The 16,679-nt window shown below is 64.7% G+C and carries 11 protein-coding genes; 10 read left to right on the top strand and 1 reads right to left on the bottom strand.

Annotated elements, in window-relative coordinates; genetic code table 11:
- Window positions 1-42 precede the first annotated feature (42 nt).
- The 8 genes from coaD (at window position 43) to ARTH_RS12660 (ending at window position 6,382) form a co-directional block, all read left to right on the top strand.
- A complete protein-coding gene (coaD, locus tag ARTH_RS12700; protein WP_011692345.1) occupies window positions 43-522 on the top strand; it encodes a pantetheine-phosphate adenylyltransferase in 480 nt (159 codons plus the stop codon).
- 196 nt (window positions 523-718) lie between these two features.
- On the top strand, window positions 719-1,243 hold the full coding sequence (locus ARTH_RS23540; protein WP_011692344.1) for a YceD family protein: 525 nt from the start codon (window positions 719-721) through the stop codon (window positions 1,241-1,243).
- A gap of 36 nt (window positions 1,244-1,279) precedes the next feature.
- On the top strand, window positions 1,280-1,483 hold the full coding sequence (gene rpmF, locus ARTH_RS12685) for a 50S ribosomal protein L32 (protein ID WP_009356569.1): 204 nt from the start codon (window positions 1,280-1,282) through the stop codon (window positions 1,481-1,483).
- 18 nt (window positions 1,484-1,501) lie between these two features.
- Window positions 1,502-2,224, top strand: coding sequence for a ribonuclease III (gene rnc, locus ARTH_RS12680; RefSeq protein WP_011692343.1), 723 nt, complete (start codon window positions 1,502-1,504; stop codon window positions 2,222-2,224).
- Between the two features lie 8 nt (window positions 2,225-2,232).
- Complete coding sequence (gene mutM, locus ARTH_RS12675; RefSeq protein ID WP_011692342.1) at window positions 2,233-3,213, top strand: bifunctional DNA-formamidopyrimidine glycosylase/DNA-(apurinic or apyrimidinic site) lyase; 981 nt, start codon at window positions 2,233-2,235, stop codon at window positions 3,211-3,213.
- Window positions 3,214-3,345: 132 nt separating this feature from the next.
- Window positions 3,346-4,062, top strand: coding sequence for a hypothetical protein (locus tag ARTH_RS12670; protein WP_011692341.1), 717 nt, complete (start codon window positions 3,346-3,348; stop codon window positions 4,060-4,062).
- Between the two features lie 5 nt (window positions 4,063-4,067).
- Window positions 4,068-5,357 (top strand): MFS transporter, encoded by a 1,290-nt coding sequence (locus tag ARTH_RS12665; RefSeq protein WP_011692340.1) that lies wholly within the window; start codon window positions 4,068-4,070, stop codon window positions 5,355-5,357.
- Window positions 5,354-6,382 (top strand): TolB family protein, encoded by a 1,029-nt coding sequence (locus tag ARTH_RS12660; RefSeq protein ID WP_043429858.1) that lies wholly within the window; start codon window positions 5,354-5,356, stop codon window positions 6,380-6,382. The genes ARTH_RS12665 and ARTH_RS12660 overlap by 4 nt, the downstream gene beginning before the upstream one ends.
- A 210-nt stretch (window positions 6,383-6,592) precedes the next feature.
- On the opposite strand, the gene ARTH_RS12655 is transcribed toward ARTH_RS12660, so the two are convergent.
- Window positions 6,593-11,362 carry a DUF4082 domain-containing protein gene (locus tag ARTH_RS12655; protein WP_011692338.1) on the bottom strand — a complete coding sequence of 1,590 codons (4,770 nt, stop codon included), beginning with the start codon at window positions 11,360-11,362 and terminating at the stop codon, window positions 6,593-6,595.
- Between the two features lie 365 nt (window positions 11,363-11,727).
- Between ARTH_RS12655 and smc the strand changes: the two genes are divergently transcribed.
- Window positions 11,728-15,396, top strand: a complete 3,669-nt coding sequence (gene smc / locus ARTH_RS12650) for a chromosome segregation protein SMC (protein ID WP_011692337.1) — start codon at window positions 11,728-11,730, stop codon at window positions 15,394-15,396.
- 63 nt (window positions 15,397-15,459) lie between these two features.
- Window positions 15,460-16,674: a signal recognition particle-docking protein FtsY gene (ftsY, locus tag ARTH_RS12645; RefSeq protein WP_011692336.1), complete on the top strand. Its 1,215-nt coding sequence runs from the start codon at window positions 15,460-15,462 to the stop codon at window positions 16,672-16,674.
- Window positions 16,675-16,679: the final 5 nt, after the last annotated feature.

The raw sequence follows: 16,679 nt of genomic DNA, 5'->3' as shown, positions 1-16,679 counted from the left end.
CAGTCATGTTATCCCGCTTGGGGGATACGGTAGGTTCGGAGCATGAGACGCGCCGTATGCCCTGGCTCCTTTGACCCGATCCACAATGGCCACCTGGAAGTCATCGCCAGGGCCGCAGGCCTCTTTGACGAAGTCATCGTGGCGGTGTCCACCAACTACGCCAAGAAGTACCGCTTCCCGCTGGAGGAACGGATCGACATGGCCCGCGAGACCCTCGCGTCCCTGCGCGGCATCGTAGTGGAGCCGGTGGGCGAAGGCCTGCTGGCCGAATACTGCAGGCAGCGGGGTGTGTCCGCAATTGTGAAGGGCCTTCGATCGTCGTCGGACTTTGACTACGAGCTCCCGATGGCAACGATGAACCGGCAGCTGAGCGGCGTGGAAACGGTCTTTCTTCCCACCGAAGGCCACTATCTCCACTTGTCGTCCACGCTCATTAAGGAAGTCTTCACCCTCGGCGGCAACGTGTCCGATTATGTGCCACGATCGGTGCTGAAACGGCTGCTGGCGGGCGAGTCGTCCTAGGATCGGCCCGGCAGAGGGTAGGCTTGATCGGTACGCAACGGCCCCTGCCGGTTTTGCGGCCCAATCCCTGTCCGTCCCGCGGTGCTCAACTGTGTGGCATTCAGCCGGTTTGAGTCCGCCCGGAAGATCAGGCTAAGATAGTACGTCGGTCATATGTTCAACAGGAGTTCTCATTAAACGAGATGCTAGTTCGCCCTTGGCGTTCGACGTCAAGGACCTCGGGCGCAGCCCGGGGAGCATGCGGACGCTGAAAGAACATGTACCCGCACCAAGCGAGCTTGGTGTGGCACTCATTGGCGTGCAGGAAGGCTCGGATGTCGGGCTGGATCTGCGGCTGGAGGCCGTACACGAAGGAATTCTGGTATCAGGAACTGTTCACGTCGAAGTAACCGGCGAGTGCGGCCGATGCCTGGATCCCCTTGCGTATGACCTCGAGGTCGATGTGCAAGAACTTTTCTTCTACGAGGACGCCCAGTTCTCCGCCGAAGAAGACGAAGAAGAGCAATATCGAATCGAGCACGATTTAATCGATCTTGAGCCGGTGTTGCGGGACGCGGTTGTAACCATGCTGCCGTTCCAGCCGGTGTGCCGGGAAGACTGCCAGGGCCTTTGCTCCGAATGCGGAGTACGCCTGGAAGACGAGCCGGGGCATCACCACGAGGTCGTAGATCCTCGCTGGGCTGCCCTAGCTGACTTGGCTAAGCCTGACCGGCAAAATTGATTTGTAAGTGTTTTTCTAGAGAGAAATGAGTTAGCCGTGGCTGTCCCGAAGCGGAAAATGTCTCGCTCGAATACCCGCGCCCGCCGCTCCCAGTGGAAGGCAACCGCCCCCCACCTGGTGAAGACCGTCGAGAACGGCCAGGTTACGTACAGCCTGCCGCACCAGGCAAAGGTCGTTACCGACTCGGCTGGCACTGCGCTGTTCCTTGAGTACAAGGGCCGCAAGGTCGCGGACGTCTAATCGGCCCACTGGCTGAACATGACGTCTTCAACTGAAGAGCTTTTGAAGCGTCTCGGTGTCTCTATTGATGCCGGGACGCTTCGTCTTGCTCTGACACATCGTTCGTATGCCTACGAAAACGGCGGCATACCCACCAACGAGCGCCTCGAGTTCCTGGGTGATTCGATCCTGGGCTTTTCCGTGACGGATGCCCTCTACCGCGACAACCCTGCACTGCCTGAGGGTGACCTCGCGAAGCGGCGTTCAGCTGTGGTCAGCACCAGGGCACTCGCCGGAATCGGCCGCAGCCTTGGCATCGGAGAGTACATCTACCTCGGGCAGGGCGAAAAGCTCACCGACGGCAAGAACAAGGCCTCGATCCTTGCGGACACCATGGAAGCGCTGATCGGAGCCACCTACGTGTCCAACGACATCGAGACGGCACGCCAACTGGTCATGCGGCTGATCGGCCCGCTGCTGCAGGACGCCGCCGCCCTTGGTGCAGGCACCGACTGGAAGACCAGCATCCAGGAACTGGCGGCCAGCCGTCAGCTGGGCAGCATCTACTATGCGGTGGAAGGTTCCGGCCCGGACCACGCGCGGACGTTTGTCGCCGTGCTCCGGATCGGCGGGACCGATTACGGACAGGGTGCCGGACGGTCCAAGAAGGAAGCCGAGCAGGAAGCTGCCGCTGACGCCTGGCGGAAGCTGTCGGTTACCGCGACGTCAGGTCTTCCGGCGGAATCCGAAGCCGGCCTCTAGGTCTTTCCGTGCCCGAACTGCCGGAAGTCGAAGTTGTCCGCCGCGGCCTGGTGAGCTGGGTCCGCGGCAGGACGATCACTTCTGTCGACGTCCTGGATCCGCGTTCAATCCGCCGGCACGCCCTCGGCGCCCAGGACTTCACCGGCAACCTCGAAGGCTCCCGGGTCCTGGATGTGGTGCGTCGCGGAAAATTCCTCTGGCTACCGCTGGAGGAGGCGGCAGCAGTCCAGCCAGGTACTGACGGCATTCCGGCCGCAGGCACGTCCCGGCCGCGAGTGGCGCTCATGGCCCACCTGGGAATGAGCGGCCAGCTGCTGATGCAGGATTCCGTGGTACCGGATGAAAAGCACCTAAAAGTCCGCCTGCGGCTGAGCCCCGCCCACGGCATGCCGGAACAACTCAGATTCGTGGACCAACGCATCTTTGGGGGTCTGTTTGTCACGTCGCTGGTGCCAACGGCCGACGGCGGACCCGGCGGCCTTGGGGAGGTCCCGGAGCCGTTTATTGCCGAAGAGGCGTCCCACATCGCCCGGGATCCCCTGGATCCCTATTTTTCCTTCGATTCCTTTTACCGCCGGCTGCGGAGCCGTAAGACTGGACTCAAACGTGCGCTGCTGGACCAGGGACTCGTTTCCGGGATCGGCAACATCTATGCAGACGAGGCACTGTGGCGGGCGCGCCTCCACTACGCCCGGCCCACCGAAACACTCCGCCGCGCCGATGCGCTGCGGGTTCTCGACGCCGCCCGTGAGGTGATGCTGGACGCCCTTGCCGCCGGCGGGACAAGCTTCGACTCCCTCTACGTCAATGTAAACGGCGCCTCCGGGTACTTTGACCGGTCGCTTAACGCGTACGGCAGGGAAAACCAGGAGTGCAAACGCTGCGCCGCTGCAGGCATCGTAAGCCTGATGAAGCGCGAACAATTCATGAACCGGTCCTCCTATACCTGCCCCGTTTGCCAGCCCCGTCCCCGCAACGGCCGGTGGTGAGGCAGGGAAAAGCAGGTACCGCCACTCTATCGAAGCCGTCTTTTCCGGTGTCAGACTGTGCCCATGGCAGCCCGGGCTGCCGGAATCGCAGGCGCGTTGGTCTCCAACGCCTGAACGGGAGGCGGGGGCCCAATGATAGCGAAGAGGCTTGTCATCGTGGGGGTGAGCGTCGCGGCAGTGCTGGGCGGCACCGCTGTTGTGTTCGATCAGCTGGCCGGAGTCACGGACACGGGAGCGGCCGCTCCGTCAACGAGCGTCCCCCCGGCCTCGGCCGGCAGCGGCGGCACCCTGCCGCCGGGAGCTTCGGCCACTGAAGACGACACATCCGCCGCGCCGGGATCTGAGGCAGGCGGAGGGAGCGGGCCGGCCTCCGGAACCCAGGAGTCAGCGGGAAGCGCGGCACCAGCATCCGGGAAGCGGGAAGTGCTTCCCCCCGTAGCCGCGGCACCGGCGGGGCTTCCGCTGCCATCCCCGCCGGTAGCCTTGGTCAGTACGCCGCTGCCGCCCACAGCTTCCGCCCAGGGAAAAATCGTCGCCGGGTTCCCCGCGGCCGCGCTGCCGTTCCCTGACGGAAGCGTGGTGGTCTCCACAGGTGTATCTTCCGCGGATGCCGTCCTCCAAGTGACGGCGGATGCCATCTCGGCGTCCAGCCAGGACTCAGTAGTAGGCCACTTCCAGCAGAAGCTCGCCGCACTCAGTTTCTGGTCCGAGCCGGCACCCGCCGCGGACGGCCAGCGATCGGTCCGTTTCGTCAGGGGCACTGATTCGGTGACGCTGACGACGTCAACCACCGGTACGGGCAGTACCCGTTTTATGTTGCTCGGCAACCTTCACACGACGGCGGGGTAGCGGCCATGTACATCTCGGTCTCAGATCGGAACGGCGGCAAGAAGGACGCGGTGCCGGCAACGAACGATCCCATGGTGCCCCGGGGGGCTTTCCGCCTGTCGCCTGTCATCCTGTGGCTGGGTGTTGTCAGCATGTTCACCGATGTCTCCTCCGAATCGGTATCCGCTGTCCTTCCCCTTTACATCACCGGATTCCTCGGCCTGTCAGCCATTGCCTTCGGGATACTTGACGGGATCAACCAAGGTGCCAGCGCCATTGTCAGGATCGCCGCGGGGTGGGCAGCGGACCGGAGCGGACATCCCAAACGCATCGCACTCGCGGGCTACGGGTTGTCGATGGTGGCCAGGATCGGATTCCTGTTCGCCGGCGGCTTCTGGGCCCTGGCGGCCATCGTTACCGGTGACCGGATCGGTAAGGGCATCCGCACGGCACCGCGTGACGCACTCATCACCGTGTCCGCCCAGCCCGAGTACCTGGCGCGCCACTTCGGCGTGCACCGGATGCTGGACAACATCGGTGCCGCAGGCGGACCGTTGCTGGCGTTCTTCATCCTGATGCTCATCCCCAACGGCTACGGCACCCTCTTTGTGGTGTCCCTTGCGTTCGCGGTGATCGGAGTAGCCGCCCTCGCACTGCTGGTACCCAACGTGAAAACGGGAACCGCGGCAGGACCGGCGCCCGGCCGGCGCCCCGGCCCGGTCTTCGTCTTTCGCTGGAGCCTTTTGCGCGAGCCCGGACTTGGCCGGCTGCTTATCGCCTCGGGGCTCCTCGGACTGCTGACCGTCGGCGACGGATTCATCTACCTGGTCCTGCAGAACCGGGACTCCTTTGCGGTGCAGTGGTTCCCGCTGCTGTATGTGGGCACGAATGTCGTATTCCTCGTTCTCGCGATCCCGCTTGGCAAACTGGCCGACCGCTGGGGAAAAGCGAAAGTCTTTGTTGCGGGGCATGTGGCCCTCCTGCTGTGCTATCTCCTCGCGGCGGCACCGCTTGGCGGATTCGGTCCGACGCTGGCCTGCCTTGTCCTGCTCGGAGCCTTCTACGCTGCAACCGATGGTGTGCTCGCCGCTCTGGCAAGCCAGCTCACACCGCCGGAGAAGCTGGCCACGGGCATCGGTGCAGCCCAGACCGTTGTGGCCTTGAGCCGCATGGCTGCTTCGGCCGGCTTTGGTGTCCTGTGGTTCACACTTGGCCCGTCCACGGCAATGGTGGTGGTGGGCGGCTGCCTCGCGGCTGCCGTCCCGGCCGCCCTGCTGATCCTGCGGGCGGGAACGCGCCAAAGGCACACAGCTTGAGCCCCGGGAGCGGCAGGAAACGCTGGATCATCCTGTTGGTGATCACGGTGGTGGTTCTCGCGGGGGCCGGTTCCTATGCTGCCAACGCTTTTCAGCGGTTCCAGGACAGCCGCTCGGCAGCGTCCGCTGTCAGCGTGGCCTCCGGAGGCGCCCTTCCTGCGGCTGCTTTTGTCTTGTTCCGCAATACCGCGCCGGGCCAGGGGTATGGCATGGCCGCCACTGTCCCGTTGGGGGAGCCCGCCGGGCAGCGGGACCTGGCATCCGAGGCTTGCGACCGGGTCTACGGCACCGCCCGGAATATCGTTTGCCTGAAGACAAACCGAGGCCTCGTTACCAACTTCGAGGCGGTGTTGCTGAACCGGGAATGGCAACCCACCAGCCGGTGGGCGGTGCCGGGGATGCCCAGCCGAACGCGGATGAGTGCGGACGGCTCGCTGGTGTCCACAACCGTGTTTGTCACCGGCCACTCTTACGGCGCATCGGGTTTCTCGACGGAAACGTCCATCAGCCGGACTGACGGAAGCCCCGTAACCGGCACCTTGGAAGGGTTTGCCCTCCTGGTCAACGGAGCTCAGGTGACGGCGGCCGACCGGAACATCTGGGGCGTGACCTTCGTCCCGGGGGAGGCGGACGCGTTCTATGCAACGGCGGCGTCGTCGGGGCGCATCTGGCTTGTCAAAGGAAGCATCTCGGCCAGGACCCTTACGGCAATCCACGACGGCGTCGAATGCCCCTCGCTGTCGCCGGACGGTACGCGCGTGGCCTACAAAAAGAACACGGGCACACCTCTGGCCGCTCACTGGAAGATCGCCATCCTGGACCTGGCCGGCGGAAAAGAAACAGTTTTGTCGGAGACCCGCAGCGTTGACGACCAGATCGAATGGCTGGATGACGGGACACTGCTCTACGGACTGCCCCGTGACGGTGCCGAGGGCGATAGCGACATCTGGCAAATCACGGCTGACCCTTCCGCCCAGGCGTCCCTGTACATAGAGCACGCCTGGTCGCCGTCCGTGGTCCGCTAACTGCCCGCCGCAGTACCGGCGGCCAGGGACCACGAGCACACTAAATAGCGCGTGCTGCCACCTGCCCGCCAGCGACGGGCCCGTGGAAAACGGCCAGGCTCCGGGAAGCACAGCGAGAACCCCGGGGAAGCACAGCCAGGCCCCGAAGACACTGCCAGGGCCCCTTGGAGACAACCAAGGGGCCCTGGCCCGGGTGGCGCATAGTCAGGTTTACCGGGGAGCGAACACCACATCCACGAAGTAGTTCGTCCTGTTGCTCGACTGGTTGGGGACCGCCGTCCCCGAACCATAACGGTATAGTCCGTTGTTGTTCGCCCTCGCGGTCAGGGAACCGCTTGTCCACGCCTTCGTGAAGAAATTGGGCGTATAGGAATAACGGCCCGCCGGCGCGTTGTAGGACACGATATAGGTGGTTCCTACCGTCAGTGCTATCGGTGTCGGGAGTGTGGCAGTCTGCCATCCGCTTGCCGTTTCATTCGCGAACGTCACCTTGGCCAGGCGCACCCCCGATGCTGTCCAGAGCGAACCGGTATGCGTTCCTGTGTTGGCTGTGCCCTTGTAGAAGCGGACGGCCGTGACGGAACCGGCGACTGACGCGCTGAATGCCACGCCGAGCTCCACCGACCGGACGTCCGTCGACGCTGCGAACTGCGGGAGCAGGGAGGCGAAGAGGGACTGCGTGGGCGGCGGCGGAGTAAGGGTCGTGAACTGCCAGGAGGTGGGGGCAAGCGCTGCGCCGGCCAGCGAGGTGACATTCGCGGCGCTCGCGGTGATGACGGTATTACCCGGCAGCTGTTGTGCCGGGGTGAACGTCACGGTGCGGCCATCTGCGGACAATGCGGATGTCCCTGCGATGTAGGTGCCGCCGCCAGCGAGAACGAGCGAAGCACCCGGCTGAACAGCCGACGAGAGTGTCAGGCTGGGCTGAACATTGAGCGCCACCCCGGTTGCATTCGGGGCCGGCGACTGTGCAGTCACAGTCAGCGGCTCCGGGGGAGGCGCAACCGCCGAGGTCTGGAAGACCAGGTCCACAAGATAGCTCGAACTGGAAGACGATCCCGGGAAGTCTCCGCTGTACGAAAATCCGCCGGAGTCCTGAGTGGTCCGCAGGGGTCCGCTCGTGAAGCCAGTCAAGAATCCGCCCGGGGTAGCGGAGTACGTGCCGGTGGGTGATTTGTAGGCTGCCACGTATTCTGTGTCGGCAGCTATGGCGACCGGCTGGCTGAAGGTTGCAGTCTGCCAGCCGGCAGTGGACTCGGCCGTGAACGTCACGGTCGCGAGCTGCTGGCCCGTAATGCTAAACAGGCTACCCGTGTGTGTCCCGGTGTTACCCGCGGATTTGTAGAAGCGGATACCGGTGACTTGTCCGCTGGTCGAGCTCGCAAAGCGGACGCCCAAGGCCACGGGGGCTCCATCCTTGATTTCCAGTACAGACGGCGTCACCGTGTCCTGGTAGAGGGTGCAGGGGCACGTGCCGTCGGCCCGTGGGAGCGGAACGGTTGTGAAGGTCCAGGTGCCGCCAGCGCTGAGCACCTGGTCAGTTGTGGACGTGGCGGTCAGCGTGGCTGTGTAGCTGGTAGCTGAAGCGAGTGGCGCAGATGGTGTGAAGGTCACTTTGCCGGATGCCGAGTCGTAGCTCGTGGTTCCCGAAATGTTAGTGCCGTCGGGCCCGGCCAGGGTCAGCCGGACACTCGATGCGATGGCCGCCTTGGAGAAGGTGGCCCCGACGGTCGTGTCCAATGCAACACTGGATGAACCGGGAAGCGGTGTCTGGGCAGTTGCCACAAATGCCGGCTCCGGGTACTGCACTACGACATCGACGAGGTAGCTCGTTGTGGAGCGGACGTTGGGAAAGTCGCCCGTGTAGGAGTAGGCGCCGGCATCGGAGACCGTGCGGAGGTTTCCGACGCTGAGGCCACCGGCACCGAAGCCGTTCACCGTCGCAGAGTACGCTCCGGTCGAGGTCTTGTAGGCCATGATGTACTCCGTGTTCGAGGACATCGCCACTGGCTGGTTGAAGTACGCGGTCTGCCAGCCGGCGGTGCTTTCATTTGCGAAGGTCACCGTTGCCAGTTGCTGCCCGGCGGCCGTGAACAGTGTGCCGGTATGAGTACCGGTATTGCCGGCGGACTTGTAGAAGCGGACGCCGGTAACTGTACCGTCAGCGGTGCTCGAGAAACGGATGCCCAATGTCAACGGGACGCCGTCCCTGATCTCCTGGATGCCGGGGAGGACCGAGTCATCGTAGAAGCTGCACGGGCAGCTTCCCGGCGTCGGCGGTGAGACCACTGTCGTGAAGGACCACGTTCCGCCGTCCGTCAGGGATCCGCCGGTGGCGGCAGTGGCGCTGAGCGTCGCGGTGTAGGTCGTTGCCAGCGCCAGGACGGCGCCCGGCGTGAACGTCACCTTGCGTGTGGTTGAGTCGTAGGCGGTTGTGCCGGCAACAGCGGTGCCGTCGGCCGCTTTCAGCGTCAGTTGCACGCTGGATGTCGTGACCGGTTTGGAGAAAACAGCTCCGACAGTGGTGGCCTGCGGCACACTGGATGATCCGCCCAGGGGCCATTGCCCCGAAGCTGTCAGGGGGGTGTTGTCTACGGTGTCGAAGACCGCATCAACGAAATAGTTGCCGTTGCCGAAGCTGTTCTGCGGGAAGGCATCAGGGCCGCCATAGACGCCGGCGGGCTCGCTCCCGAATCCGCCCACCACCGTGAGCGGCGGTTCAGTGAACCCGAAGCTGGCCCACTGGTAGTCCTTGATGGCGTAGTGGCCCTTCGGGGCTGTGTAGGACACCGTGTATTTCTGCCCCGCCGAAACCGCTACCGGCTGGCTGAATAGGACCTTCTGCCATCCTGAGGATGATTCGGACGTGAACGTGGCGTTTGCGAGCCGCTGTCCGGCCGAGTTCCAGAGGGAACCGGTGTGTGTTCCGGTATTTCCGGTGCTCTTGTAGAAGCGGACACCGGTGATGAAGCCGTCCACGCTCGGCGTGATCTTCATACCGAGCTCGTAGGCGCCGCCGTCCTGGGAATCCGGCACCGCGGGGACCTGCTGGCCGAAAACGGTGTAGGGGCCGCTCAGCTGCAGGTTGCGCGTTGCGGCGGCGCCGATGTTGGCGCTGTCGTCCACGGCGCGCACCTTTATGCTCGCCGTGTTGAGCCCTTTCTGGATATACGTGTAGGACCAGCTTTGTTTGCCCTGGGCAGGATGCCAGGTGGTCCCGCCGTCGGTGGAGACTTCCACGCCGGCCACGATACCGCCGGTATCACTGGCTGTGCCGGACACCGTGACGCTGCTGCCGTGCGCGATGACGGCCCCTTCCGCAGGGGAGGAGATGGAAGCTGTTGGCGCTGCCGCATCATTGCTGGCAGTTGCCGCAGTCAGCGCGGGATCCCGCGTCCCCGGCTGGGCGCCCATGTCTGCCAGCAGGTTGATCTGGGCCTGCTGCATCCGCGGATCCGCAGCGGCACCGTTCCCGTCATGCTCCTGATCGAGGCCCCAGGTCCACTGGACGGTGCCGGCGGAAAAGACCAGCGCTCCGCTCGCTGCCTTGTACAGCGTGGTGTTATGGGTTGTGGTTCCGGGTTTCACCGTATTGCCGAAGTCCTGGAGGTACTGTTCAACGGCGCCCGTGGTGGTGGACAGCCTGATTGTGCCCGCCGGCCGGAAGCCGTTGTCGAGGTCCTCATTGGACTCGTAACCGACAGTATGTTGTGCCAGCTGCGCAGAACTTCCGGTGGCCAGCGACGCGAGCGGTGTGTTGCGCCAAAGGCGCGCCTTGCCCTCTGCGGCACTTACGGTGACCGGCAGATCCGTGAAGTTGGACATGTAGAGGGTGCCGGTCAGTCCGTTCTCGGGCAGGCCGCCTCCATTGGCCTGTGAGGCATACCTGGGATCGCGCCACGTTCCGGTCCACTCGGTGCTTGGATCAATCTTGCCGTTGGACCAGGTCTCCTTGTAGGAGGTGATGGTCCGGTACGCTGCTCCGTCCACCTGGGACGGTTCGTAGCGCGTGCGCCAATACATTTCGTTACCGGACAGGAACTGAAGGTTTACGCCGGCGTCGCGCGCGGCTTGCACATTGGCCCGCTGGGGACCTGACCAGTATTCGTCGTGGCCCACGGAAAGAAAGACCTTGTGGTTCAGGAGCTGCGCGCCGTCACGGTGGGTGTCCACGCCGCTGATGTAGCTGACGTCGTAGCCGTTTTTCTCCAGGAAACGAACCAGGGGGTACTCGTTACCGAAGTAGAAGTCCCGGCCCGAAGATTCGCCCCGGGTGGCAAACGGCCTGTTGTAGCTGATCTTGTAGGCCCTGCCGTTAACAGCCCCCTGGTAGAAATCGGCCCCGCCATAGGTGTTGTAGGCCTGCCAGGTGGTGTCGGAGGTCTGGAAGACCACGTCGGAATGGCTGCCGTCGGCGCGGACTATGAAAGTGATGTGGCTTTGGCCGCCGGTGTCCGGCCGGGTCAGCAGGGCGACGTAGACGCCGGAGACGGCCGTGGCCGGGACCTGCCACGTGGCCGAAACAGCCCACGTTCCGCAATCGTAGAGTTCCGTTGTCACGTCGGACCGGCATTGCGGCTGTGATTGCCGGAAGGCCAAGGGCGTGACGTTGGCGATCTTGCGGGCCCCGAGGCCCTGGTACCAGCCGGTCCGGTAGATGGCGATGGTGTAATTGGACGCGTTGGTGTCAATCTTGAAGTTGATCGGCTGACCGGCGTTGACACTGATGTCGGTGGCAAATCCCTGAATGTCCGAATCACCCGCCCCGGTGATGTCCCACTCTGATGGCGGGCTTCCCGGTTTGGAGTTTTCGCAGGCAATGGCGTTCACAACGGGAGCACAGGGGTCCGCCGCGTATGCGAACGGTAGGAGCCCGGCAGGTGCTGCAGCCGGCAGGAGCGCGGCCACCATGGCTAATGCCAGCAGGAAGATGACCTGCTTGAAGGCTTTGAGCGTGCGATCGGCTGAGGGTACAGACATGTGAACTCCTGGAGTGAGTGCGCAGTTGCGAATCAGGCGGTGCTTTGTGCACTGCCCTGCATGCCGCCCCCCGGCGCAGCCAAACCAAGATATTCAGTTGTCGTCCAGCAAAAGGTCGCGTCGTAAACGCCCCTCACTGCATCATGGCCAGTCCAGCTCCGCTGGATCCTGCCAAGTCGATCCGGTGTGAGACCACCGGGTCGAGCAGCGTCAAGCAACCTTTAGCCGCGAGTCTAAGGGCTGGCAACGAGGTGTGGCAAGGGTCTGGATGCCGCAACGTGCCAAAATCCGGGCTTTGTCATTGGCACGCAGTAGATTTAAGCCGGGAACAGCCCGCTTCAGCCATTCAGGAGATCCGAACCACCTTGCACCTCAAGAGCCTGACCGTCCGCGGATTCAAGTCGTTCGCGTCAGCCACGACGTTCGACTTCGAGCCGGGTGTCACTGCAGTGGTCGGTCCGAACGGTTCCGGGAAATCCAATGTTGTGGATGCACTGGCCTGGGTCATGGGGGAACAGGGTGCCAAGACCCTGCGCGGCGGCAAGATGGAGGACGTCATCTTTGCGGGCACGTCCGGCCGCCCGCCGCTGGGCCGGGCCCACGTCTCGTTGACCATCGACAATACTGACGGCGCCCTGCCGATCGAGTACAGCGAAGTGACCATCTCACGGACGCTTTTCCGCACCGGCGGGTCCGAGTACGCCATCAACGGTGCGGGCTGCCGTCTCCTGGACATACAGGAACTGCTCTCCGATTCCGGCCTGGGCCGGGAAATGCACGTGATCGTGGGGCAGGGCCAGCTGGACAAGGTCCTGCACGCCACCCCGGAGGACCGGCGTGGGTTTATTGAAGAGGCGGCAGGCATTCTCAAACACCGCCGGCGCAAGGAAAAAACGGTCCGGAAGCTGGAAGCGATGCAGGCAAACCTGCAGAGACTGAGCGACCTCACCAGTGAAATCCGGCGACAGTTGACCCCTCTTGGCAAGCAGGCGGAAGTGGCGCGACGGGCCCAAAGCGTCCAGTTTGACGTCCGGGACGCCCGTGCCAGGCTCCTGGCGGACGACCTGGTGCAGCTGCAGTCCGCCCTTGCCCAGGACGTGGCCGACGAATCGGCGCTGAAGGCGCGCCGGGCTGTTGTGGAGGAGGGCCTCAAAAACGGTCGTCAGCGGCAGGCGGCGTTGGAACAACTCGCGGCCGAGGCAACCCCCCGGCTCAATGCTGCGCGTGACACCTGGTACCAGTTATCGGCGGGCAGGGAAAGATTCCGCTCTCTTGGGTCGCTTGCAGAGGAACGCCGCCGGCTGCTGGGTGCTGCGGACGAGATACCGGATTCCGGGAGGGATCCGGAGCAGCTCGAAAGGAATGCCGCCCGGGTCCGCGAAGAGCAGGCCGCCCTGGAGGACGCGATCCTGCGGCAGCGCACGGCACTTGAAGCCGCGTCGGCAGCCAAGCAGGAGGCCGAAAGTGCTGCAAGTGCCGAAGACAAACGATTGGCTGCAGTGCTTCGTGCCGCCGCCGACCGCCGTGAAGGACTGGCAAAATTGGCTGGCCAGGTGGGTGCGGCGCGTTCACGAGTGGAAGCTGCACAGGCCGAGCTTGGCCGGCTCCGGGAATCCCAAACGGCTGGCGATGAGCGCCGACGCCGCGCCCAGAGCGAGTTCACGGCGCTGGAATCGCAGGTCGCGGGCGTCGAAGACGGCGAGGAATCCCTGGACGCTGACTACGAGGACGCCAGCGCTTCACTGGACGCAATCCTGGCGGACATCGAGGCGCTGAAGTCTGCCGAACGCGAGGGGGAACGGGAGCGCGATTCGCTGCTGGCCAGGCGGGACGCGCTGCAGCTTGGGCTCAACCGCAGGGACGGGTCAGGCCGGGTGGCGGATTCGGGATTGCCCGGGATCATGGGGCCCCTGGCATCCATGCTCTCCGTCGAGTCGGGGTATGAGGCGGCAATCGCAGCCGCGCTGGGAAACTGCTCGGATGCTGTCGTGGTCAGGGATGCCCGGACCGCCGTCGAGGCCCTGGAGCTACTCAAGGCCGACGACGCCGGCCTTGCCTCGCTGCTGTTGGCGGTGCCGGCCGGGCAAGACGCCGCGGACCCGCTGTCCGGCGGCGGAGCCGCGCCATCATGGCGGCCACTGCCCGGGGGTGCCCGCTGGGCCGCGGACCTTGTCACCACTTCTGCCGCCGGACTGAACGGGTTCCCGTCAACGCCGGAGGGCGACGCCTCCGAAGCGGGCGCCCTGGTGCAGGTCCTTCTGCGCAGGCTGCTGGCTGGAACTGCCGTTGCCGAGGACCTGGAGTCGGCGTCGGCGCTCATCCGCGCGCAGGCCGGCCTGACGGTCGTGACACGGGCGGGCGATGTCTTCACTGCATTCACCGTCCGGGGCGGCTCGGCGAGTGCACCGTCGCTGCTGGAGGTGCAGGCCGCCGTCGACGACGCCGAGACGCGGCTCGCCAAAGTAAGCGCTGATCTTGAGCGGAACCGGTTTGCACTCGCCGCCGCCCAGGCACGCAGGACCCAAGCCCAGGAACGCGCGGATGCCGCCTTGGAGCGGCTCCACGAATCGGATGCCCGGTTGGCGGCCGTGGCCGAAAGGCTGGGCCATCTGAACTCGGTGCTGCGGAGCGCCGTGGGCGAGAGCGAACGGCTTGGTGCCTCGCTGGCCAGGGCAGAGGCCAATATTGCGGCCGGGGAGGAGGCCCTGCAGGCTGCAGTCGCGCGCCTGGAGGCAGCCCGGCAGGCCCCTGAGGATGAGGAACCGTCGGCTGAGCTCCGGGATGAGCTGGCCTTGGCGGCCGCTGGTGCGAGGGCGGCCGAGATGGAAGCCAGGCTTTCGCTGCGGAGCGCCGAGGAGCAACTGACCGCCACCCGCAATCGCGCCCTGTCTTTGGAACGGGCGGCGGCGGCGGAGCGCCGGGCCCGGGAAGAAGCCGCTCAGCGCGCCCGCCGCCGCAGGCTCCAGGCGCGTCGGGCGGCGGCCGTTTCAGCTGCGGTGGAGCAGGTCATCGGGTTCATGGACGTCTCCGTGGAGCTAGCCCGGCATTCGCGGGACCTTGCAGAGGAAGAGCGGGAGCTCCGGGACCGTGAACTGGTCGAAGTGAGGTCACAGAACGATTCCCTGGGCCGCGAGCTAGCGGAATTGACGGATTCGGTCCACCGCGATGAGCTTGCCCGCACCCAGCAGCGGCTGCGGATCGAAGCCCTCGAATTGAGGTCCGTCGAGGAACTCGGCTTATCACCGGACCAGCTCGTGGCAGACTATGGTCCCGACCAGCTGGTGCCGGTGCCGGCGGGGACGTCCGATGACAAGTGGGCTGCGCTCCGGGCACCGGTGGACGAGCAAGGCGCCCCGGTCGTGGAAGGCAAGCCCTTCGTCCGCGATGAGCAGGAAAAGCGGCTCCGCAAAGCAGAGCGGGACCTTTCTTCGCTGGGACGGGTGAATCCGCTGGCACTGGAGGAATTCGCCGCGCTGGAGGAGCGGCACCAGTTCCTCAGCAGCCAACTCGAGGACCTCAAGTCCAGCCGCAAGGACCTGCTGGACATCATCAAGGAAGTGGATGACCGTGTGCAGAAGGTGTTCGCCGAAGCGTTCGCAGATACCTCGGCGCAGTTCGTCCGCGTTTTCGCCCGGCTCTTCCCGGGCGGTGAAGGCAGGCTTATCCTGACCGACCCGTCAGACATGCTCACCACCGGAATTGAAGTGGAGGCGCGTCCGGCCGGCAAGAAGATCAAGCGGCTCTCACTGCTGTCCGGGGGCGAGCGTTCGCTGACCGCAGTGGCCCTGCTGGTGGCCATCTTCAAAGCGAGGCCATCGCCGTTTTATGTGATGGACGAAGTGGAGGCCGCCCTGGACGACACCAACCTGGGCCGGCTGATCACGATTTTCGAGGAACTCCGCGAGTCCAGCCAGCTGATTGTCATCACGCACCAGAAACGGACCATGGAGGTTGCCGACGCGCTTTACGGCGTCACCATGCGGGGCGACGGGGTTTCGACCGTCATCAGTCAACGGCTCGGCGCGGACGTATAGCGGCCCGGACCGCGGCATTTCATGTGTGTCTCATGGGTGAAACGTGTGTGAGAAGCTAGGGGAGTGAATGACATCCTCCCCATTATTCTTGCCATCCTCGCTGCCCTGGTGGTCATCGGCGGACTGATCCCGGTCCTCCTGAAGACCCGCAGGAACATCACCAAGTACCCCGGCACCCGGGACGCCAACGATCCCGTCGAACCCCTGCGCGGCGGCGGCGGAACCCTGGTGGAGGACCGCCCGGCGGTCACACCCGAGCGCAAGGCGCCCGGCGGCGTCGACCTCGAAGGGCTGGAGACCGCCGAGGTACCCGACGACGCGGCGGGGCTTGAAACCATTGCAGTAGAGACGCCGTTGCCCGTTGCGGGACGGCTGACAAGGCTGAGGGAACGCCTTGTCAGGTCCAACAACATCCTCGGCAAGGGCCTGCTGGCGCTCCTGTCCAGCGACAAGATCGATGAGGACGTCTGGGACGAGGTCGAGGAAACCCTCCTTCTCGCGGATCTTGGCACCGAGCCGACCATGCAGTTGGTTGACGCCCTCCGGGAGCGCGTCAAGGTGCTGGGCACGCGGACCCCCGAACAGGTCAAAGCCCTGCTTCGCGAAGAACTCATCAAGCTCGTGGACCCGACCATGGACCGCAGCCTCCGCACTGATCGCCACGCCGACAAGCCCGCTGTCATGATGGTGGTGGGCGTCAACGGAGTCGGTAAGACCACCACGGTGGGCAAGCTCGCACGCGTCCTCGTGGCCGAAGACAAGGACGTTCTGCTGGGCGCGGCGGACACTTTCCGTGCGGCCGCCGCGGAGCAGCTCGCCACGTGGGGCCAGCGCGTCGGCGTCCCCACGGTGAAGTCCGACGTCGACGGCGCCGATCCTGCCTCCGTCGCCTATGAAGCGGTCAAGTCGGGCATCGACCAGGAGGTCGACGTAGTGATGATCGACACCGCTGGCCGGCTCCAGAACAAAGTGGGCCTGATGGACGAGCTTGGCAAGGTCAAGCGTGTCATCGAAAAGCTGGCCGAGGTGGATGAAGTCCTGCTGGTGCTGGATGCCACCACCGGACAGAACGGCCTGAACCAGGCGCGCGTGTTTTCCGAAGTAGTCAACATCACCGGCATTGTGCTCACCAAGCTGGACGGCACCGCGAAGGGCGGCATCGTGGTGGCAATCCAGAAGACCCTCGGGGTTCCGGTCAAGCTGATCGGGCTGGGCGAAGGCGCGGATGACCTGGCCCCGTTCGATGCCGAGAGCTTCGTGGACGCCCTGCTGAACTGAGCAAT

This window comes from Arthrobacter sp. FB24 (genome assembly GCF_000196235.1).
In the GTDB taxonomy this organism is placed as follows: Bacteria; Actinomycetota; Actinomycetes; order Actinomycetales; family Micrococcaceae; genus Arthrobacter.
This window is presented reverse-complemented; position numbering and strand designations above follow the sequence as displayed.

Excerpts from the sequence above, each read along its gene's own strand:
- rnc (WP_011692343.1), top strand. The coding sequence starts at position 1,502 with ATGACGTCTTCAACTGAAGAGCTTTTGAAGCGTCTCGGTGTCTCTATT.
- ARTH_RS12655 (WP_011692338.1), bottom strand. The coding sequence starts at position 11,362 with ATGTCTGTACCCTCAGCCGATCGCACGCTCAAAGCCTTCAAGCAGGTC.
- ARTH_RS12670 (WP_011692341.1), top strand. The coding sequence starts at position 3,346 with ATGATAGCGAAGAGGCTTGTCATCGTGGGGGTGAGCGTCGCGGCAGTG.
- coaD (WP_011692345.1), top strand. The coding sequence starts at position 43 with ATGAGACGCGCCGTATGCCCTGGCTCCTTTGACCCGATCCACAATGGC.
- ARTH_RS12665 (WP_011692340.1), top strand. The coding sequence starts at position 4,068 with ATGTACATCTCGGTCTCAGATCGGAACGGCGGCAAGAAGGACGCGGTG.